19 protein-coding genes are annotated in these 20582 nt (G+C 73.0%); 10 read left to right on the plus strand and 9 right to left on the minus strand.

Features of this window, described 5'->3' with window-relative positions:
* Positions 1-34: 34 nt before the first annotated feature.
* From K8Z49_RS45570 to K8Z49_RS45580, 3 genes are all read right to left on the minus strand, one after another.
* Positions 35-2176, minus strand: a complete 2142-nt coding sequence (locus K8Z49_RS45570) for a beta-glucosidase family protein (RefSeq protein WP_412517025.1) — start codon at positions 2174-2176, stop codon at positions 35-37.
* On the minus strand, positions 2176-2736 hold the full coding sequence (locus K8Z49_RS45575; protein WP_021599840.1) for a carboxymuconolactone decarboxylase family protein: 561 nt from the start codon (positions 2734-2736) through the stop codon (positions 2176-2178). The genes K8Z49_RS45570 and K8Z49_RS45575 overlap by 1 nt, the downstream gene beginning before the upstream one ends.
* Positions 2737-2812: 76 nt before the next feature.
* Positions 2813-3865, minus strand: a complete 1053-nt coding sequence (locus tag K8Z49_RS45580) for a polyprenyl synthetase family protein (protein WP_412517026.1) — start codon at positions 3863-3865, stop codon at positions 2813-2815.
* 148 nt (positions 3866-4013) lie between these two features.
* On the opposite strand from K8Z49_RS45580, the gene metF reads away from it, so the two are divergent.
* Positions 4014-4946 carry a methylenetetrahydrofolate reductase [NAD(P)H] gene (gene metF / locus K8Z49_RS45585; protein WP_021599838.1) on the plus strand — a complete coding sequence of 311 codons (933 nt, stop codon included), beginning with the start codon at positions 4014-4016 and terminating at the stop codon, positions 4944-4946.
* Here metF and K8Z49_RS45590 read toward each other — a convergent pair.
* Genes K8Z49_RS45590 through K8Z49_RS45610 form a run of 5 tightly spaced genes read right to left on the minus strand, consistent with a single transcriptional unit; the run spans position 4883 to position 7572 of the window.
* The gene (locus tag K8Z49_RS45590) at positions 4883-5485 is read right to left on the minus strand and encodes a GNAT family N-acetyltransferase (protein WP_021599837.1); all 603 of its coding nucleotides are present in this window, start codon (positions 5483-5485) and stop codon (positions 4883-4885) included. The two genes, metF and K8Z49_RS45590, sit on opposite strands and share 64 nt — an antisense overlap.
* 10 nt (positions 5486-5495) lie before the next feature.
* Complete coding sequence (locus K8Z49_RS45595; RefSeq protein ID WP_021599836.1) at positions 5496-5828, minus strand: hypothetical protein; 333 nt, start codon at positions 5826-5828, stop codon at positions 5496-5498.
* Between the two features lie 9 nt (positions 5829-5837).
* Entirely contained in the window at positions 5838-6701 is an 864-nt protein-coding gene (locus K8Z49_RS45600) for a hypothetical protein (RefSeq protein WP_075019840.1), read from the minus strand.
* 56 nt (positions 6702-6757) lie between these two features.
* On the minus strand, positions 6758-7108 hold the full coding sequence (locus tag K8Z49_RS45605) for an arsenate reductase family protein (protein WP_021600331.1): 351 nt from the start codon (positions 7106-7108) through the stop codon (positions 6758-6760).
* Positions 7108-7572, minus strand: coding sequence for a YbaK/EbsC family protein (locus K8Z49_RS45610; RefSeq protein WP_021600332.1), 465 nt, complete (start codon positions 7570-7572; stop codon positions 7108-7110). The genes K8Z49_RS45605 and K8Z49_RS45610 overlap by 1 nt, the downstream gene beginning before the upstream one ends.
* A 23-nt stretch (positions 7573-7595) precedes the next feature.
* Between K8Z49_RS45610 and K8Z49_RS45615 the strand changes: the two genes are divergently transcribed.
* From K8Z49_RS45615 to K8Z49_RS45630, 4 genes are all read left to right on the plus strand, one after another.
* On the plus strand, positions 7596-8378 hold the full coding sequence (locus K8Z49_RS45615; protein ID WP_021600333.1) for a L,D-transpeptidase family protein: 783 nt from the start codon (positions 7596-7598) through the stop codon (positions 8376-8378).
* A gap of 270 nt (positions 8379-8648) precedes the next feature.
* Positions 8649-9152 carry an SAV_6107 family HEPN domain-containing protein gene (locus tag K8Z49_RS45620; RefSeq protein WP_075019841.1) on the plus strand — a complete coding sequence of 168 codons (504 nt, stop codon included), beginning with the start codon at positions 8649-8651 and terminating at the stop codon, positions 9150-9152.
* A 232-nt stretch (positions 9153-9384) separates the two neighbouring features.
* Positions 9385-10563 (plus strand): CoA transferase, encoded by a 1179-nt coding sequence (locus K8Z49_RS45625; protein WP_033333584.1) that lies wholly within the window; start codon positions 9385-9387, stop codon positions 10561-10563.
* Positions 10564-10650: 87 nt separating this feature from the next.
* Complete coding sequence (locus K8Z49_RS45630; protein ID WP_412517027.1) at positions 10651-12063, plus strand: MFS transporter; 1413 nt, start codon at positions 10651-10653, stop codon at positions 12061-12063.
* A 109-nt stretch (positions 12064-12172) separates the two neighbouring features.
* On the opposite strand, the gene K8Z49_RS45635 is transcribed toward K8Z49_RS45630, so the two are convergent.
* Positions 12173-12667, minus strand: coding sequence for a transcriptional regulator (locus tag K8Z49_RS45635; RefSeq protein WP_021597992.1), 495 nt, complete (start codon positions 12665-12667; stop codon positions 12173-12175).
* Between the two features lie 447 nt (positions 12668-13114).
* Here K8Z49_RS45635 and pyrR point away from each other — a divergent pair, with 447 nt between their 5' ends.
* The 5 genes from pyrR to carB all read left to right on the plus strand — a co-directional run bounded on the left by pyrR (position 13115) and on the right by carB (position 20570).
* Positions 13115-13675 (plus strand): bifunctional pyr operon transcriptional regulator/uracil phosphoribosyltransferase PyrR, encoded by a 561-nt coding sequence (gene pyrR, locus K8Z49_RS45640; RefSeq protein WP_021597993.1) that lies wholly within the window; start codon positions 13115-13117, stop codon positions 13673-13675.
* A complete protein-coding gene (locus K8Z49_RS45645; protein WP_021597994.1) occupies positions 13672-14613 on the plus strand; it encodes an aspartate carbamoyltransferase catalytic subunit in 942 nt (313 codons plus the stop codon). The genes pyrR and K8Z49_RS45645 overlap by 4 nt, the downstream gene beginning before the upstream one ends.
* On the plus strand, positions 14610-15896 hold the full coding sequence (locus K8Z49_RS45650) for a dihydroorotase (protein ID WP_021597995.1): 1287 nt from the start codon (positions 14610-14612) through the stop codon (positions 15894-15896). Before K8Z49_RS45645 ends, K8Z49_RS45650 begins: the two co-directional genes overlap by 4 nt.
* 176 nt (positions 15897-16072) lie before the next feature.
* A complete protein-coding gene (gene carA, locus K8Z49_RS45655) occupies positions 16073-17215 on the plus strand; it encodes a glutamine-hydrolyzing carbamoyl-phosphate synthase small subunit (protein WP_083597215.1) in 1143 nt (380 codons plus the stop codon).
* On the plus strand, positions 17202-20570 hold the full coding sequence (gene carB / locus K8Z49_RS45660; RefSeq protein ID WP_024936277.1) for a carbamoyl-phosphate synthase large subunit: 3369 nt from the start codon (positions 17202-17204) through the stop codon (positions 20568-20570). Before carA ends, carB begins: the two co-directional genes overlap by 14 nt.
* Positions 20571-20582: the final 12 nt, after the last annotated feature.

A 20582-nucleotide genomic window follows, 5' to 3' on the forward strand; every position in this document is an offset into this window, starting at 1 on the left:
GGCGGGTACGGCAGCGGAACCTCGATCTTCCTCGTCAGCCGCAGGCGCCGAGCGTCCCCGTGCGCTCGATCCGCCGGGAGGACGAGCCGACCATGATCTTGTAGCAGCCGCCGGCGACCTTCCATGCCTTCGCGCCCTCGTTCCAGTAGGCGAACGAGCGTGGAGACAGAGGGAACGTCACCTTCGTGCTCTCGCCGGGCGCGAGCGTGACCTTGGCATAGCCCTTGAGCTGCTCGGGCGGCTGCGGGACGTCCACGCCAGGCGACGGCATGCCGATGTACAGCTGCGGGACGGCGACGCCGGTCCGCTGACCCGTGTTGGTGACCGTCACCTGCACGGCCTTGGTGCTCGTGGTGAGTCCGCTGTAGGCGAACGTGGTGTAGGAGAGGCCGTGCCCGAACGGGAACCGCGGCGCGATTCCCTTGGCGTCGTAGTGCCGGTAGCCGACGAACACGCCCTCGGAGAACGTCGTGGTCTTGCCGACACCGGGGTATTGCGCGGGGTTCGCGGCGGCCGGGGCGTCGTTCTCCTCGACCGGGAACGTCACGGGAAGCCGTCCGCCCGGGTCCACGTCCCCGTACAGGACCCGCGCCAGGGCGTTCCCCGCCTCCTGCCCCGGATACCAGGCCTCGATGACGCCCTTCACCTGTCCGGCCCAGGGCGTCAGCACGGGCCCGCCCGTGTTCAGGACGACGATCGTGTTCGGGTTGGCCTCGGCGACCTCGGAGATCAGCCCGTCCTGGTCGCCCCGGAGCGGTTCGCCGCACTCCAGCGTCAGGCAGGACTTGTCGAAGAACTCGCCCTGGCTGTCGGTGGCGAACACGAGGGCGACGTCGGCGCCGCGCGCCGCGGCGGCGGCCGCCGCGCGATCGTCGCCGCCGGTGTAGGTCACCGTCGCGCCGGCCCCCGCGCGGCGCGTGATGCCGTCCTGCGCGCTGACGGCCGTGAACGGGACGACCTTCGCCGAGCCGAACCCGCTCGGGCTCTCCCGCGCGGCCCGCCCGATCAGCGCGATCGAGCGCGGCGCCCTCAGCGGGAGCACGCCGTCGTTCTTCAGCAGCGTGATGCCGCCCTCCGCGATCCGCCGGGCGGCGGTCCGGCTCTCCGTCCGGTCGATGCGAGTGAGGTCGTTGGGGTACGCCTGGCGGTCGAACAGCCCGAACCTGAACATGGTCCGCAGGATGTTCCGGACGTGCCCGTCGATGGCGGCCTGCGTGACCTTCTTCTGCGCGACGGCCGTCTTCAGCAGGAACGCGTTGTACTTCATGCCGATCGGCAGTTCCATGTCGAGACCGCCGTTGGCGGCGTCGGCCGTGTCCTGCGCGGCGGTGTGGTCGGACGGCACGAAGCCCTCGAAGCCCCACTCCGACCGCAGGATCCCGTTCAGGACGGTGCCGTCCTGGCAGGCCCACCGGCCGTTCAGCCTCCCGAACCCGCACATCACGGTCGCCGCGCCGCCGTCCTTCACGGCGGCCTCGAACGGCGGCAGGTAGATCTCCCGCAGCGTCCGCGGGTCGACGTTCATGCTGAGCGACAACCGGTCGGTCTCCTGCGTGTAGACGGCCATGTGCTTGACCGACGTCATCACGCCCCGGTCCTGCGCGGCCTTGATCCAGGGCACGCCCAGCGTCGCCGACAGGTAGGGGTCCTCGCCGAAGCCCTCGAACGTCCGGCCGTTGCGGGGCGTGCGCAGGACGTCGACGGTCGGCCCGAAGACGAGGTCGTTGCCCCGGTGCCGGGCCTCCCACGCGACCGTCCCGCCGTACAGGCCGGCGGCCTCGCGGTCGAAGCCCGCCGCGAGCGCGATCGGCGCGGGCAGCGCCGTGGCCTTGCCCTGCCGCACGCCGGCCGGGCCGTCGGCCATGTACACCGGCGGGATCCCGAGCCGCTCGATGCCCTCGGCGGTGTCCGCGTGCGCCGTCTCGAAGAACCCGCCGAGCGGGCCGCCGAAGGGGTCGTCCGACGCGAGCAGCGCGATCTTCTCGTCGCCGGTCAGCTTCGGCATGAGCAGCGCGGTCCGCCGCTCCGGCGTCAGCGCGGTGTCGCACCACGGCCGCTGGGCGGGGTCGCCGCAGCGCCCGAGCGCCGCCCGCGCCTCACCGGGCACCGGCACCGCCGCCAGGGCCAGCGCGGACGCGAGCGCCGCCGCGGCCGGCAGCCACCGTCCCGTCCGCATCAGCGCCCCTCTCCGGGGCCGGTGCCCTCCTCGGGCTGGACGCGGAGGGCGTTCAGCGTGAACGCGACCATGTGGTAGTGGCCGATCAGCATCACCAGCTCGATCAGCTCGCGCTCCCCGAACCGGGCGGACAGCTCCGCCCACGTCGCGTCGCCGATCGTCCCGTGCTCGTGCAGCTCGTCCGCGGCGGTCAGCACCATCCGGTCGCCGCGGCCCCAGCCGTGCCCGTCCGGGCCGAGCCGGACGGCGGCGATCTCGGCCTCGGTCAGCCCCGCGGCGAGCCCGAGCCCGCGGTGGTGCTCCCACTCGTAGCCGCAGGACCGGTGGTGCGCCGTCCGCAGGATCGCCAGCTCGCGGTCCCGGCCGGGCAGCGTCCCCCGCATCAGCAGCAGCGAGCCGAACCCGATCCAGGAGTGGAACAGGCCCGGGTGGCGGGCCAGCGTGGTGAAGAGGTTCAGGGGCCCGGTCGTCGCGACCACGGCCTTGAGCACGTCGTCCCACTCCTCCTCGGGGAGCGGGTCGACGCGCGGCACGCGGTCCGCGGGGCTGTCGGCGCACATGGCGACATTTCTGCCACCAATCAGTGGGAAAGTTCTAGACCGCCGGGGAAAGGTGGCCGGATCGTGCCAACGGGGCTCAGGTGATGCGGGTGGTGGCGGCGACGGCGAGGTCAGCGAGGGCCTGCCGCGCCTCGCCGGTGATCGGGGCCGCCCGCAGCGCCTCCTCCGCCTCCCGCAGGTACCGCTCGATCATGGCCTCGCAGGCGGCGAGGCCGCCGGTCTCCTCGATGATCGCGCGCAGCCCGTCCACGCCCGGCCGGTCCAGGGCCGGATCGCCGAGCCGGGCCCTCAGGGCCGCGGCCTGGGCCGCGGACGCGCGCTCCAGGGTGAGGGCCACCAGCACGGTCCGCTTGCCCTCGCGCAGGTCGTCGCCGGCGGGCTTCCCGGTCTCGGCCGGGTCGCCGAACACGCCGAGCACGTCGTCGCGGAGCTGGAACGCGATGCCGAGGGGCAGCCCGTAGCCGGTGAGCGCGGCCGTCACGCCGGGGCGGGCGCCGGCCAGCGCCGCTCCGAGGTGCAGCGGGCGCTCGATCGTGTACTTGGCGCTCTTGTACTCCACCACGCGCAGCGCCGTGGCGACGTTGGCCTCCCGGCGGGTGCCCTCCAGCATGTCGAGGTACTGGCCGCACATCACCTCGGTGCGCATCAGGTCGTAGACGGCCCGGCCGCGGCGGCGGCTCTCGCCGTCCAGCCCGCACGTCTCGAACATCTCGCTCGACCAGGCCAGGCACAGGTCGCCGAGCAGGATCGCGGCGCCACCGCCGAACGCCTCCGCGTCGCCCGGCCAGTCCTGCGCGGCGTGCATGGCCTCGAACCTGCGGTGGGCGGACGGCTGGCCGCGCCGGGTGTCGCTGGAGTCCATCACGTCGTCGTGGATCAGCGCGCTCGCCTGGAGCAGCTCCAGGGACGCGGCAGCGGCCACGATGCCGGGGACGTCCTCGCCGTCCGCGGCGCGCCACCCCCAGTAGCAGAACGCGGGACGCAGCCGCTTCCCGCCGCCCAGCAGCGCGTCCAGGGCGGACAGCATGGGCGCGAGGTCGTCGCTGATGGTGAGCAGGGCGGGGCGCTGCCGGTCGACGAAGCCCAGCAGCGCCTCGTCGACCTCCTTGCGGATACGGCTGGTCGACATGCGGCGATCGTATCCACCTGGGCGGTTTTCACCTCACCGCGAAAACGTGAGAAGTCACTCGATCTTCGGAAATAGGTACATAACGCCCGTGTCCTGTGGCGAGCGTCACGCGGATCGGCGGTTCCGGGCCCTTCTGTAGGCTTGGGGGATGCGCGCACGCCTCGACCGGCCCCCCACCGTCCGAGAGCTGCTGGCCACCGGCCGCCGCTCGTTCTCGTTCGAGTTCTTCCCGCCCAAGACCGACAAGGGCGCCCGGAACCTGTGGCGGACGATCCGCGAGCTGGAGCCCCTGCACCCGACCTTCGTGTCGGTGACCTACGGCGCGGGCGGCGGCACCAGGGACAAGACCGTCGACATCGTCGAGCGGATCGCGACCGACACCACCCTCACCCCCGTCGCGCACTTCACCGCCGTCGACCACTCGCAGGCCGAGCTGCGCAACCTGATCGGGCGGTTCGCCGCCGCGGGCGTGCGCAACATCCTCGCCGTGCGCGGCGACCCGCCCGGCGACCCGATGGGGGAGTGGGTCAAGCACCCCGACGGCGTCGAGTACGCCGCCGACCTGGTCCGGATGATCCGCGCCTACGGCGACTTCTGCGTCGGCGTGGCCGCCTTCCCCTACAAGCACCCGCGCTCGCCCGACATCGAGAGCGACACCCGCCACTTCATCGAGAAGTGCCGGGCCGGCGCCGACTACGCGATCACCCAGATGTTCTTCCGGGCCGAGGACTACTTCCGGCTCCGCGACCGCGTCGACGCCGCCGGCTGCGACGTGCCGATCCTGCCGGGCATCATGCCGGTCACGCAGATCAGCACGATCGAACGGTCCGAGCAGCTGTCGGGCGCGCCGTTCCCGCCCGAGGTCAAGGCCCGGTTCGACGCGGTGGCCGACGACCCGGAGGCGGTCCGCAGGCTCGGCATCGAGCACGCCGCCGAGCTGTGCGGGGAACTGCTCGGCCAGGACGCGCCCGGCATCCACTTCATCACCTTCAACAAGTCGACGGCGACGCGCGAGGTCTACTCGCTGCTGGACGGGGCCGGGTACGGCGCCAGCGGCAGGGTCCCGCCCATGACCGCGTAGCGGGGCCCTCCGCCCGGGAACTCGAAGCCGGTCAGCAGGTCGACCATGCCGACCGAGCGGTACAGGGTGCGGGCCGGGGTGTCCGGGCTCCTGTCGAGCGTCGACAGCACGACCGTCCGCTCCGGCCTGCCCTCGCACAGCGCGGTCAGCAGGCCCCGGCCGAGGCCCCTGCCCTGCGCCCGCGGGTGCACGTGCAGCTCGGCGACCTCGAACGTGTCCTCCAGCCACGCCTCGGCGTGCTCGGGCCCCTCAAGGTCGGACAGCGCCTGGTGGACGACGTCGTGCCACCACTGGCCGCGCGTCCCGTGGAACCCGTAGGCGAACCCCAGGACGGGACCCGGCACCACCGGCAGCGCCCCGCGGCGCTCGACGACCAGCGCGCGGAACCCCGGATACGAGGCGTGCCGTTCCATGATGGTGTGCCGGCCCGGGAGCTGCTCGTTCGGCGGGTCCATCGCGGCCGCGTACACGTCCAGCATGGGGCCGAGCCTGCGTAGGAAGGCGCGTTCGTCGATCTCGCGCAGCTTCGGGTCCCTCACCCGACAGAGACTAGACCCGCGCGATGGTCCGCTGGGTGGCGGAGAGCCGATCGTAGATGTCCCAGAGGATGCGGTCGGCGGCCTTCCGCAGCGCCCCCCGGTTGGCGTCGAGGTGCCCGCCCCACTCCCGCGCCTCCGGCCCGAGCCACGCGTCCGTCCCGCGCAGCGTCTTCACCGGGGCGTCCAGGGCCCGGCGGAGGCGGTCGATGCTGCCGTAGGCGTCCGCGTACGCCTGGTAGAGCTGCTGGTACTCCGGATTGGGACGTTCCGTGGGGGACAGCTCCGCCGCGGCGGTGCCGGTGAGCGGAGGGGGCAGGCTGCCGGGAGGCGGCGGAGCGGCCATGGCGACCTCTCAGGCGACGTTCATGGCTGGGGAGTTCATGGCTGGGGAGTTCGTGGCTTCGGGGGGCCGCAGATCGAGCTTCGCGACGGCCTCGCGCGTCCGCGCGCTCATGTCCGCCCCGAGGAGCACCTGGACGGCGACGGGACGGACGCCGACGCGGTCGGCCTCGGCCAGGAAGGCGCGCAGCCACTTCACGTCCATCGTCAGATGGTGGCTGGACGTGCCGAGCGACTCCTGGACGACCCGCAGCCGGGCCTCGTGCCCCTGCGCGTCCTTCAGCAGCGCGGCCGTGGCCGCCGGGCCCAGCCTCTCGTACAGCTTCTCGGTGTAGTCGGGATCGTCGGCGTTGGCCTTCAGGTGCTTCCACACGGTGTCGGACACGGGCCTGCCGTCCTGGACCGACGCCACGACGGCCAGCGCGTCGGTCTTGGCGGCCCTGGCGGCGGCCTGCCGGGTGGGAAAGTTGCCGATCCCCCCGGCGCCGCTCGGCGTCGGCTCGGGCGCGGTCCGGCGCGGCGGCGGCGTCACCGGCCGGGGCGTCCCGACCGGAGCGCGCCCCGGGCTCCCGGGCGACGGCGCGGGGCGCGGCGGCGGCGGGGCGTCGACCCCGCCGCCCGGAGACGGGTTGGTGACCGCGTAGTTGTAGCGGCGCGCCAGCATCCCGAGCTGCTCGGCGGCCCACCGCGCCACCTCGTCGGCCTGCTTGTACCCGGCCGCGGAGACGCCCGGCGGCGGGCGGTGGCCGTTCAGCCAGCCCTGGATCGCGTTCTGCGCGTCCTGCATCTGCCTGATGACCTGATCGAGCGCCGGCGGGTCGATCCCGCGAAAGCCCGGGTCGCGCGCCGCCGGGCCGGTGCGCATCTGCGCCGTCATCGCCCCTCCGGAGGTCACCGATCGTCGTTCCCCGACTCCCCAGAATCACACCGGCGTCACCGGCTGTCGAGGGCCTTGCGCACCGAGGCGTCGTCGCGCGCCACGACGGCGGTGCCGCCGGTCAGCACGATCGGCCGCTGGATCAGCACCGGGTTCGCCACCATGATCTCGATCCACCGGGCCCGGTCGTGCTCGAGGTCCTTCAGCCCGAGCTCCTTGGCGACCGGCTCGTTCAGCCGCGCCACCTCCCACGGCTCGGCGCCGATCCGGGTGAGGACCGCGTCCAGCTCCTCCGCCGTGGGCGGCTCGTCCAGGTAGCGGCGCTCGGTGTACTCCACGCCCGCCTCGTCCAGCGCCGCCTTCGCGGCACGGCTCTTGGAACAGCGCGGGTTGTGCCAGATCTCCATCACTCCACCTCCGCCGGGGTGCCCCCGGTGATCCTCAGCAGTTCCTCGTACGACGTCGGGAAGACGGTGTGCGGGTGCCCGCCCGCGGCCCAGACCACGTCGTACTTGTCCAGCCACACGTCCACGAGCGTGCGGATCGGCGCCGGGTGGCCGATCGGCGCGACGCCCCCGATGGGCTGGCCGGTCGCCTCCCGGACGAACTCCGGCGTCGCCCGCCGCACCTTCGCCGCGCCCACCAGGCCCGCCACCTTGGCCGTGTCGACGCGGTGCGCGCCGCTGGTCATCACCAGCAGCGGCGACCCGTCGGCGTCGAAGAGCAGGCTGTTGGCGATCGCGCCGACCTCGCAGCCGAGCTGGTCCGCCGCCGCCTGCGCCGTCCGCGCGGAGTCGGGAAGCTCTACGATGGCTCCGGTCGCGCCCTGGTCGCGCAGGGCCTTCGCGACGATTTCGGCATTCGGATGCATGGGTAGCACTTTAAGGTCAGCGCATGCGAGGGAGACCGATCGACGTGCGGAAGAGCGCGGTTCTGCTGATCGCGGCCGTCGGGCTGACGGGCTGCAACGACACGGACGCGGCGTCGCCCGCCCCGCCGAAGGCCTCACCGTCGGCGACGGCGACGTCGCCCGCGCCGGCGCCCACCCCCACCCACCGCAAGCTCAAGGCGGGCGCCAAGGGCTCCGACGTCAAGGCGCTCCAGCGGCGGCTGAAGGAGCTCGGCTACGACCCGGGCAAGGCGGACGGGAAGTACGGGCCGTCCACGCAGACGGCCGTCTGGGCGTTCCAGGCCGTCAACCGCCTCAAGCAGAAGACCACCCTCGGCAAGTCCTTCTGGGAGGCCCTCGACGCGCCCAAGGAGCCGCGTCCGATGGCCAAGAAGCGGGAGAAGAACCGCGTCGACGTCGACCTGAAGCGCCAGTACCTCGTCCTCTACAAGGACGGGAAGCCGCGGCTCATCTCGCACATCTCGTCCGGCTCGGGCGAGTACTACTGCGCCAAGGACCGCGGCGCCACCGTCCCGCGCTGCCGCTACGCCTCGACCGGCACGGGCGACTTCCGGACGGGACGCCGTGCCTCCGGCTGGGAGACGTCGCCCCTGGGGCGCCTCTACAACCCCATCTACTTCAACGGCGGCATCGCCTTCCACGGCGCCCTGGACGTCCCCAAGTACCCCGCCTCGCACGGCTGCGTGCGGTTGCCGATGCACATCGCCGAGTACTTCCCGGACCTGCTCGGAACCAACGTTCCCGTGCACGTCAGGCGGCCTCGCTAGCCGTCCCGCGGGCGGACCCCCGGACTCGCCGTTCGACCGTCTGCATACCCTCTGACCTGCGGTGCGGGACACGCGTTCGAACACGTTGACGAATCGTCGCCGGGCCTGTTTACTGGGAATGCCTCGAACTTATGTTCGAGGTGGTGCGGGACTCGCGGCCCGCACCAGGGCGACGTCCCCGCCGGTCGCGGTGTTTCGGCGGGACGGACGGCCGGGCGGAGTGAGGGGAAGCTCTCCGCCCGGCCGGCCCGAGCCCGGAAGGAGGCAGACATGTCCGGAACGATGACCGCACGCGGGATCCACTCCGCCGCCCAGTCCGTCCCAGCACCGAGCCCACGCCCCCGCCACCGCCCGCTGCCCGCGCCGCGTCCGGCGCACACGGCCGCCGGCCAGCTGCACGCCGCCCGCATGGGCCTCGCCGAGGCGGCCGAGGCCACCTCGCCCGCCGTCCGCTACGTCTGCGCCCACCTGGCCGCGCTGCGCGCCGCCGCCGCGGTGCTGGCGTCCAAGGAGCCCCTGGAGACCCACCGCCGCGGCCGCCCGCGCAGCGTGTGGGTGCTGCTGCCCGAGGCCGAGCCCGCCCTGCGCGAGTGGGCGGCCTTCTTCGCCGCCGGCGCCGACAAGCGCGCCGCCGCCGAGGCGGGCCTCCCGCGCGCCGTGACCGCGCGGGAGGCCGAGGAGCTCCTGCACGACGCGGAGGTCTTCGTCACCCTGGTCGAGGACACCCTCGGCGTCACCGGGCAGCCGACCCTCCCGGTCCCCGAAGCCGGCTGAGCCGCCCTGCCGACTGAGCCACCCTGGAGGCCCGTCCCCCTCCCCGGACCGGGCCCCCGCCGGAGGCCGGGGCGGCCGCCGCCACCTCACCGCGGCCCGCCGCCCGGCCTCCGGCGCCGTGACGATCGCGCCGGCGGCGGCCGCACCCCCCCGAGCCGGTCCCGCCGGCGCGATCCCCCTCCGGCGCACCCGCCCCGCGCGGCTCGGCCGGCCACCTGATAGACATCGCCGCATGGCCGGGACATTGCCGCTGGACGGGATGCGCGTCGTCGAGCTGTCCAGCTTCGTGGCGACGCCGCTGGGCGGAATGACGCTGGCGCAGCTCGGCGCCGACGTCATCCGGGTCGACCAGATCGGCGGCGGGCCCGACATCGACCGGTGGCCGCTCGCGCCGTCCGGGCGGAGCCTGTACTGGGCCGGGCTGAACAAGGGCAAGCGCTCGGTCACCGTCGACCTGCGGTCGCCGGAGGGGCGCGAGGTCGTCGCGGGTCTCATCGCCGAAGCCGGCACCGTCCTGACCAACGCTCCACCCCGGCCGGGTCTCACGTACGAGGAGCTGAAGGCGGTCAGGCCGGATCTGATCCATGTCCGGCTCCAGGGGACGCGCGATGGAGGCAACGCCGTCGACTACACGGTGAACGCCGCCACGGGGTTTCCGTTGATCACGGGTCCGCCCGGCCGGGAGGCGCCGGTCAACCACGCCCTGCCCGCGTGGGACGTGGCGTGCGGCCTCTACATGGCCGTCGGCCTGCTCGCGGCCGAGCGGCACCGCCTGCGCACGGGCGAGGGGCAGAGCATCGAGGTGGCGCTGCAGGACGTCGCCCTGGCCACCGCGGGGAACCTGGGCTACCTCGCCGAGGCGCAGCTGGGCGAGCCCAGGGCGCGCCTGGGGAACCACCTGTTCGGCGACTTCGGACGCGACTTCGCCACCGCGGACGGGCGGGTCATGGTCGCGATCCTCACCGCCCGCCACTGGCGCGACCTGGTGGAGGCCACCGGTCTCGGCGAGGTGACGGCCGCCCTCGAACGGGCCCTGGACGCCGACTTCCGCCGCGCCGGTGACCGCTACGGCCACCGGGAGGTCCTCGGTGGCGTGCTCGCCCCCTGGTTCGCGTCCCGCACGTGCGAGGAGGTCGCGGACGGGCTGGCCGGCACGTCCGTCCTCTGGTCCCGTTACCGCGGCTTCGCGGAGGTGGCCGCCGGCCTGCGCGACGAGCCGCTGATGGCCGTGCTGGACCAGCCGGGAGTGGGACCCCATCTGGCCCCCGGATCCCCGCTGCGTCTCGACGCCGCCGCGGCCCCCCTGCCCGCCCCCATGCTGGGCGAGCACACCGACGAGGTGCTGCGGGACGTCCTGTCCGCGTCCCCGCGGCGGATCGAGGCGCTGCGGGGCAAGGGCGCGATCGCCTAGCGCCGTCGGTCGTCTCCCTCATGGGGGGATAGATGGCGGTTCGTCCGACTGTGAGATTGTTAGGGGGGCGAACTAGGGGAGGGCTCGGTGGCGGGGCAGGGCGGGCGCGGGCTGGTCCCCCTGCTGGCGTTCCTCGGGGTGATGGCCTACTCGCTGTCCATGGCCGTCGTGACGCCCGCGCTGCCGCAGATCCAGGACGGCCTGGACACCACGCCCGCGGGCGCGGCGTGGGCGCTGACCGCGATGACGCTCTCCGCGGCGGTCGCCACGCCGGTCGTCGGGCGGCTCGGCGACCTGTACGGGCCGCGCCGCGTCCTGCTCGCCGTGCTGGCCGTCGCGGCCACCGGGACGGTCGTCGCCGCCCTGGCCGGGACGGTGCCGGCCATGCTGGCCGGACGCGCCCTGAGCGGCATCGGCGGCGGCGTCTTCCCGCTGGCGTACACGATCATCCGGGACGTGGTGCCGGCCGTGCGGAGGGCCTCGGCCATCGGCCTCATGTCGTCCATGCTGGGGCTGGGCGGCGCGGTGTCGTGGTGCCTGGCAGGGCCGGTCATCGACCTCCTCGGCTGGCGGTGGCTGCTGTGGATCCCGGTCGCCGGCCTGGTGCCCGGCATGGTCCTCGCCTGGCGGATCGTCCCGCGCCCGGTGCCCCGGACGGCGGCGAAGGTCGACTGGTGGGGCGCCGCCCTCTTCGCCGCCTGGCTGGTGGCCGCGCTCACCGCCCTCACCCAGGGCATGGAGTGGGGGTGGGCGTCCCCCGGCGTCCTCGGCCTCCTCGCGCTGTCGCTCGTGACGGCCGTCGCATGGCTGTGGGTGGAGAGCCGCGTCCGCGACCCGCTGATCGATCCGCGGCTCATGCGCGTGCGCGGAGTCTGGACGGCGAACGCCGCCTCGCTGCTGTCCGGTTACGCGCTCATGGCCGGCGGCCTGCTGTTCCCCCTGCTCGTCCAGCTTCCGGAGGACACCGGCTTCGGCTTCGGCGGGACGGCCACCCGGGCGGCCCTGCTCCAGCTGCCCGCCAGCATCGGCATGACGGTCGCGGGGATGACCGCGGGCCTCCTCGACCGGCGCGTCGGCTCCCGGGCGGTCCTGTTCGGCGGCTCGCTGATGACCGGCCTCGGCTACGCGTTCGTGGCGGTCCAGCACGACGCCATGTGGCAGCTCTACGTCGGCGGCCTGGCGCGCGGCATCGGCCTGGGGTTCGCCTACGCCGCGGTGGCGAACCTGGTCGTCGCCGCCGTGCCGACCGGGGAGACGGGTGTCGCGACCGGCGTCAACACGCTCATCAGGACGGTCGGGGCGTCCCTCGGGACGCAGATCAGCGCGGTCGTCATCGTCGCCGTCCCCGGCGAGGGCGGCTACAGCACGGGCTTCGCCGTGAGCGCCGCGGTCATGGCCGTCGTCCTCCCGCTGGCGCTCCTCGCCCCGCGGGGGCGGCGGCGCCGGGCCGGGGACGTCGCGCGCGGCGAGGCGGAGTACCACACCGCGCCCATCTCGTGACTCTCCGTAATCGCCGGGGGCGTGCGGGCCCCCGGACCGCGGACGGGGCCCGCCGCGAGGTGCGGCGGGCCCCTTCCGGTGGAGCGGATCGTGCGGTGGAGCGGGCGGATCAGAACGACTCGACGGCGCGGCGCGCCTCCGGGTCGAGGACGCCCCAGCCGATGAGCTCTTCGGTGAGCTCGGTCGGGGACTTGTCATAGATGACCGCCAGTGAACGCAGGTCCTCCTGGCGGATGGACAGGACCTTTCCGTTGTAGTCGCCCCGCTGGCTCTGGATCGTCGCGGCGTAGCGGGCGAGAGGACCGGCCTTGTCTTTCGGAAGCTGCTGCAACCGCTCTAGATCGATCACGAGCTTGGGTGTAGGCCCGAGCGGGCTCGGCGCGGCTCCGCCGGGCAGCAACTCGGAAACCGGCACGCCGTAGAAATCGGCGAGCTCGGCCAGCTTCTGAACGGTGACGGCGCGGTCGCCCCGCTCGTACGAACCCACGACGACGGCCTTCCAGCGGCCACGTGACTTCTCTTCCACACCGTGCAGGGACAGGCCCTGCTGGGTGCGGATGGCGCGCAGGCGCGCACCGAGAGCCTTTGCGTATTCAGACGGCATTCTGCGGCCCCCCAAGGCTCACTTTGTCGTCGTCGAACCCCGGTTTGTCACCGGGGGGAGACAGATTCGCGAAGCCAGGGGGCCCCGGGAGTCTGTCTCCAGGGATGGTTACGGACAGTGACGGTAAAACGGGTACGGCGCCAGGTCAAGCTGATTGGAAAAAAGCGGTCGAATCCGCAGGACTCGATCCGGTCCGTCCGGATCGTCCCCGCGCCGTGCGGGCGGGGCGTGGCGGCGCCGTCACGCTCCCGGGCCGCCGCCGTGCGGACCCCCGAATGTGACGCCTCTCACCTGCGAAGACACGGGGCGGGCCGGGGACCGGGCAGGCGCGCCCGGCTGCTACCGTGGGCAGGACACAACGTCCTTTAAGGCCCGTCCCGTGAGGCGGGAAAGGAGGTTTCGGTGGTGAATGCTGCCTCCAGGCCGGAACGGCCGGCGGGGGCGCGCGTGGCGGACGGTGACCCCCGGCCCAAGGCCGTTCTGGAGGGTCCCGACATCAGGCGCGCGCTCACCCGCATCGCACACGAGATCCTCGAGCGGACGAAGGGCGGCCACGACGTCCTGCTGCTCGGCATCCAGACCCGCGGCGTGACGCTGGCCGAGCGGCTCGCCGGGGCGCTGCGCGAGGTCGAGGGCCGCCCGGTGCCCTGGGGCTCGCTCGACGCGACCATGTACCGGGACGACCTGCGGATGCGCCCGGCCCGCGCGCTCGGGCGCACCGAGCTGCCCGCCGGGGGCGTCGACGACAAGGTCGTCGTCCTCGTCGACGACGTGCTGTTCTCCGGGCGGACGGTCCGCGCCGCGCTGGACGCGCTGAACGACCTCGGCCGGCCCCGCGCCGTCCAGCTCGCCGTCCTGGTCGACCGCGGGCACCGGCAGCTGCCGATCCGCGCGGACTACGTGGGCAAGAACCTGCCCACCTCGATGCGGGAGACCGTGAAGGTCCTGCTGGACGAGAACGACGGGCGCGACGCGGTGCTGCTCGGCCCGACGGGGGGTGCCGAATGAACCGCCATCTGATCTCCGCCGCCGACCTCAGCCGGGACGACGCGCTGCTCGTCCTCGACACCGCCGAGGAGCTGGCGCAGATCGCCGGCCGCTCCATCAAGAAGCTGCCGACGCTGCGCGGCCGGACGGTCGTCAACCTGTTCTTCGAGGACTCCACCCGCACGCGCATCTCGTTCGAGGCCGCGGCGAAGCGGCTGTCGGCGGACGTCATCAACTTCTCCGCCAAGGGGTCCAGCGTGTCGAAGGGCGAGAGCCTGAAGGACACGGCCCTCACCCTGGAGGCGATGGGCGCGGACGGCGTCGTCGTCCGGCACGGCGCCTCGGGGGCGCCGCACCGGCTCGCCGGGTGGGTGCAGGGCAGCGTGGTCAACGCCGGCGACGGGACGCACGAGCACCCCACGCAGGCGCTCCTGGACGCGTTCACGATGCGCAAGCGCCTCGGCGGCCTGGACGGCCGCAGGGTCACGATCGTCGGCGACGTGCTGCACAGCCGGGTGGCACGATCCAACGTCCTGCTCCTGGCCACGCTCGGCGCCGACGTCACCGTGGTCGCCCCGCCGACCCTGCTCCCGGTCGCGGTCGACACCTGGCCGTGCTCGGTCTCCTACGACCTGGACGGCGTCATCCCGAAGAGCGACGTCATCATGATGCTGCGCGTCCAGCAGGAGCGGATGAACGCCTCCTACTTCCCGACCGTGCGCGAGTACAGCCGCCGGTACGGGCTGGACGCCGAGCGCATGGCGCAGCTGCCCGACCACGCCATCGTCATGCACCCGGGGCCGATGAACCGCGGCGTGGAGATCGCCGCCGAGGTCGCCGACTCCGTCCGGTCCACGATCGTCGAGCAGGTCGCCAACGGCGTCAGCGCCCGCATGGCGGTCCTCTACCTGCTGCTCGGAGGGTCCGAGCCCGCCATCGGCCAGGAGGTCTCCCAGTGACGACGTACATCATCAGGGGCGCCCGGATCCTCGGCGGCGAGGCGGCGGACGTCCTCGTCCGCGGCGGCGCCGTCGCCGGCGTCGGCACCGGACTGGACGAGGCCGGGGCGCAGGTGGTCGACGCCGCGGGCCTGGTGGCCCTCCCAGGGCTGGTCGACCTGCACACCCACCTGCGCGAGCCGGGCCGCGAGGACGCCGAGACCGTCGAGTCCGGGACGAGGGCCGCCGCGATGGGCGGGTTCACCGCCGTCCACGCGATGGCCAACACCGACCCGGTCGCCGACACGGCCGGCGTGGTCGAGCAGGTGTGGCGCCTCGGGCGCGAGGCCGGGTACTGCGACGTCCGGCCCGTCGGGGCCGTGACGCGCGGCATCGCCGGCGAGCAGCTCGCGGAGCTCGGCGCGATGGCCGACTCCGCCGCGGGCGTGCGGGTCTTCTCCGACGACGGGCACTGCGTGTCGGACGCGGTCATCATGCGCCGCGCGCTGGAGTACGTGAAGGCGTTCGACGGCGTCGTCGCCCAGCACGCGCAGGAGCCGCGCCTCACCGAGGGCGCGCAGATGAACGAGGGCGAGATGTCGGCCGCGCTCGGCCTGCGCGGCTGGCCCGCCGTGGCCGAGGAGGCGGTCATCGCCCGGGACGTGCTGCTCGCCCAGCACGTCGGGTCGCGGCTGCACGTGTGCCACGTGTCCACGGCCGGATCGGTGGAGATCATCCGGTGGGCGAAGAGCAAGGGCTGCCCGGTGACCGCCGAGGTCACCCCGCACCACCTGCTGCTCGACGACGGCAAGGCCGGGTCCTACGACCCGATCTTCAAGGTCAACCCGCCGCTGCGCACCGCCGACGACGTCACCGCGCTGCGGCACGCCCTCGCCGACGGGACGATCGACTGCGTCGCCACCGACCACGCCCCGCACCCGGTCGAGGCCAAGGAGACCGAGTGGGCCGTGGCCGCGATGGGCATGATCGGCCTGGAGACGGCGCTCCCGGTGGTCCAGGAGGCCATGGTCGAGACCGGCCTGCTCGACTGGGCCGGGGTCGCCGACCGCATGTCCGCCCGTCCCGCCCGCATCGGCCGCCTTTCCGGACAGGGCCGTCCGCTGGAGGTGGGCTCGCCCGCCAACATCACGCTGTACGACCCGTCGCCTCGCGCCATGGTCGACCCGTCGGGCTTCACTTCGAAGAGCCGCAACAGCCCGTACGCCGGGCTCGAACTGCCCGGCAGGGTCATCGCGACCTTCCTGCGCGGCCGTCCGACCGTCCTCGAAGGGAAGCTCCATTGACCTCCCCGCGGCGCATGGCCGCGGTTTCCGGCTGTCGCCAGATGGTTCGCGGTTCATCACCCCGGCCAACGCCTGGAGGGCTCCCCGCGCTGCCACCCCGGGCCCCGGGGCGGTCGTGCACACCGAATCGCCTGGCTCTCGCGATCAGTAATCAAATGGTAGCAGAAGGTGAAACTATGTGTGAGGCTTCCAAGCCTGCACTGCTGGTTCTCGAAGATGGTAGGACGTTCTACGGGGTCGCGTACGGCGCCGAGGGGGAGACCTTCGGCGAGATGGTCTTCAACACCGGCATGACCGGCTACCAGGAGACCCTGACCGACCCTTCGTACGCGCGCCAGATCGTGGCCATGACGTCCCCGCACATCGGCAACACCGGCGTCAACGACGAGGATCCCGAATCGCGCCGCATCCAGGTGGCCGGGTACGTCGTGCGCGAGCCCGCGCGTGTCGCCTCCAACTGGCGTGCCACGGGTTCGCTGGGGTCCGCGCTGCGCGACCAGGGGATCGTGGGGATCGCCGTCTCCGGCACGCGCGCGCTGACCCGCCACCTGCGCGACAAGGGCGCGATGCGCGCCGGCATCTTCAGCGGGGCGGACGCCGTGGGGCCTGGAGCGGACGCCTTGCTCGAACGCGTCCGGCAGAGCCCGTCCATGGAAGGCGCCGACCTGGCCCGGGACGTCACCACTCCCGAGCCCTACGTCGTCCGGGCGATGGGGGAGAAGCGCCACACGGTCGCGGCCGTCGACCTCGGCATCAAGTCGATGACGCCGTACCGCATGTCCGAGCGGGGGTGCGAGGTGCACGTCCTTCCGGCGACCAGCACCGCGGAGGACATCCTCGCCCTGAACCCGGACGGCGTGTTCTTCTCCAACGGCCCCGGCGACCCGGCCGCCGCGGGCTACGCGGTGGACGCGCTGCGGGGCGTCCTCGACACGGGCACCCCGTTCTTCGGGATCTGCTTCGGCAACCAGATCTTCGGCCGCGCGCTCGGGCTCGGGACCTACAAGCTGCGGTTCGGGCACCGCGGCATCAACCAGCCCGTCCAGGACCGGACGACCGGCAAGGTCGACGTGTCGGCCCACAACCACGGCTTCGCGGTGGAGGCGCCGACGGACGGCCCGTTCGGCACGCCGTACGGACGCGCCGAGGTCAGCCACGTCAACCTCAACGACGGCTGCGTGGAGGGGCTGCGGCTCCTCGACCGGCCCGCGTTCAGCGTGCAGTACCACCCGGAGGCGGCCGCGGGCCCGCACGACGCGTCCGGGCTCTTCGACCGTTTCTGCGACCTGATGGAGGCGTCGAAGAATGCCGCGCCGTGAAGACCTGAAGTCCGTCCTGGTCATCGGCTCCGGGCCGATCGTCATCGGGCAGGCCTGCGAGTTCGACTACTCCGGGACCCAGGCGTGCCGGGTGCTGAAGGCCGAGGGCCTGCGGGTGACGCTGGTCAACAGCAACCCGGCCACGATCATGACCGACCCCGAGTTCGCCGACGCGACCTACGTCGAGCCGATCACCCCCGAGGTCGTCGAGAAGATCATCGCCAAGGAGCGGCCGGACGCGCTGCTGCCCACCCTGGGCGGCCAGACGGCCCTGAACACCGCCATCGCGCTCTACGAGGGCGGCGTCCTCGCCCAGTACGGGGTCGAGCTGATCGGCGCCGACGTGGACGCGATCCAGGCCGGGGAGAACCGGGAGCGGTTCAAGGACGTCGTCGCCAAGGTCGCGCGCGACCACGGTCTGAACGCCGAGTCCGCCCGGTCGCTGATCTGCCGCACGATGGACGAGTGCCTGGCGGCCGCCGGCGAGCTCGGCTACCCGGTCGTCGTCCGGCCGTCGTTCACGATGGGCGGGGCCGGGTCCGGCTTCGCCCACGACGAGGACGACCTGCGCCGCATCGCCGGCGCTGGCCTCGACGCGTCCCCGACCGGCGAGGTGCTCCTGGAGGAGTCGATCCTCGGCTGGAAGGAGTACGAGCTGGAGGTCATGCGCGACCGCCACGACAACGTGGTGATCGTGTGCTCGATCGAGAACCTCGACCCGATGGGCGTGCACACCGGCGACTCGATCACGGTCGCGCCCGCCCTGACGCTGACCGACCGCGAGTACCAGAACATGCGGGACGTCGCGATCGCGGTGATCCGCGAGGTCGGCGTGGACACCGGCGGCTGTAACATCCAGTTCGCCGTGCACCCCGGCACCGGCCGGATGATCGTCATCGAGATGAACCCGCGGGTGTCGCGGTCGTCGGCCCTGGCGTCCAAGGCCACCGGCTTCCCGATCGCCAAGATCGCGGCGAAGCTGGCGATCGGCTACACGATGGACGAGATCCCGAACGACATCACCCGGGTGACGCCCGCGTCGTTCGAGCCCACGCTCGACTACGTCGTGGTTAAGGTGCCCCGGTTCGCGTTCGAGAAGTTCCCCGGCGCGGACGGCACGCTCACCACGCACATGAAGTCGGTGGGCGAGGCCATGGCCATCGGGCGCTGCTTCACCGAGGCGCTGCAGAAGGCCCTGCGGTCGCTGGAGCAGAAGGGCTCGTCGTTCAGCTGGGCGGGCGACGCCGACGCCGAAGCACTGGTCGAGTCGGCGAAGCGCCCGCACGACGGACGCCTCAAGGACGTCCAGCGCGCGCTCTGGGCCGGAGCGGGCATCGAGGAGCTGTACAAGGCGACCGGCATCGACCCCTGGTTCCTCGACCAGATCGCGGCGGTGAACGAGATCGCCGACGAGATCCGCACGGCGGACGACGCGCTCACCAGGGACAAGCTGCTGCGCGCCAAGCGGCACGGGTTCTCCGACGCGCAGATCGGCGAGCTGCGCGGTCTCTCCGAGGAGGTCGTCCGGGAGCTGCGGCACGCGCTCGGCGTCCGCCCCGTCTACCTGACCGTGGACACCTGCGCCGCCGAGTTCGAGGCGCGGACGCCGTACCTGTACTCGGCCTACGACGAGGAGACCGAGGTGCCGCCGGGCGCCAAGCCCAAGGTGCTGATCCTCGGCAGCGGGCCGAACCGCATCGGCCAGGGCGTCGAGTTCGACTACTCCTGCGTCCACGCGTCGTTCACGCTGGCCGAGGCGGGCTACGAGACCGTGATGATCAACTGCAACCCCGAGACGGTCTCCACCGACTACGACACCTCCGACCGGCTCTACTTCGAGCCGCTCACGCTGGAGGACGTGCTGGAGGTCGTCCACGCGGAGCAGCGGTCGGGTGAGGTCGCGGGCGTCATCGTCCAGCTCGGCGGCCAGACGCCCCTGGGGCTCGCCCAGAAGCTCAAGGACGCGGGAGTGCCGATCGTGGGCACCTCCCCGGAGAGCATCCACCTCGCCGAGGAGCGGGGCGCCTTCGGGCGCGTGCTGCACAGGGCCGGGCTGCTCGCGCCCAAGCACGGCACCGCCACCTCCTACGAGGAGGCGCGCGAGATCGCCGCCGAGATCGGGTACCCCGTCCTCGTCCGGCCCTCGTACGTGCTGGGCGGGCGCGGCATGGAGATCGTGTACGACGACGCCACGCTGGAGTCGTACATGGCCCGCGCCACCGAGGCGAGCCCTGAACACCCCGTCCTCGTGGACCGCTTCCTGGACGAGGCCATCGAGATCGACGTCGACGCCCTGTACGACGGCGAGGAGCTGTATCTCGGCGGCGTGATGGAGCACATCGAGGAGGCCGGCATCCACTCCGGCGACTCGGCGTGCGCGCTGCCGCCCATCACGCTCGGGCACGACGACATCCGCCGCATCCGGGAGTCGACGGAGGCGCTCGCGAAGGGCGTCGGGGTGCGCGGGCTGATGAACGTCCAGTACGCGCTGTCCGCGGGCGTCCTGTACGTGCTGGAGGCCAACCCGCGGGCGTCCCGGACGGTCCCGTTCGTCTCCAAGGCGACCGCGGTGCCGCTCGCCAAGGCCGCGGCCCGTGTCATGATGGGCGCCGCCATCGCCGAGCTGCGCGCCGAGGGGCTGCTGCCGGAGACGGGCGACGGCGGGAGCCTGCCGCTGGACGCGCCCATCGCGGTGAAGGAGGCCGTCCTGCCCTTCGACCGGTTCCGCAACGAGCTCGGCCAGGGCGTCGACACCGTCCTCGGCCCGGAGATGCGCTCGACCGGCGAGGTGATGGGCATCGACGAGGTGTTCGGCACCGCGTTCGCCAAGTCGCAGCAGGCCGCCTACGGCTCGCTGCCGACCAAGGGACGCGCGTTCGTCTCCGTGGCGAACCGGGACAAACGGCACATGGTGTTCCCGGTGAAGCGCCTCGCTGACCTGGGCTTTGAGATTCTTGCCACGGAAGGGACCGCGGAGGTCCTGCGCCGCAACGGCGTGCGTGCCAAGATCGTGCGCAAGCACAGCGAGGGTCCGGGCCCGTCCGGCGAGCCCACGATCGTGCGGCGCGTCCTGGACGGCGAGGTCGACCTCATCGTCAATACTCCCTTCGGCAGCCCCGGCCAGTCCGGGCCGCGGCTCGACGGTTACGAGATCCGTACCGCGGCCGTGCTGCGAGGCGTACCGTGCGTGACGACCGTGCAGGGGCTCGCGGCGGCCGTGCAGGGCATCGAGGCCGTCGCCGGCGGCCAGGTCGGCGTCCGCTCCCTCCAGGAGCACGCCGAGCGGCTCAGCGGCGCTCACGGGCGCGCGGGCACCCCGGCGGCGGACGGCGGCGGTGCCGTGGCGCCCGGGTGACAGGGGCCGGGC

This window comes from Actinomadura madurae (genome assembly GCF_047130825.1).
In the GTDB taxonomy this organism is placed as follows: domain Bacteria; phylum Actinomycetota; class Actinomycetes; order Streptosporangiales; family Streptosporangiaceae; genus Spirillospora; species Spirillospora madurae.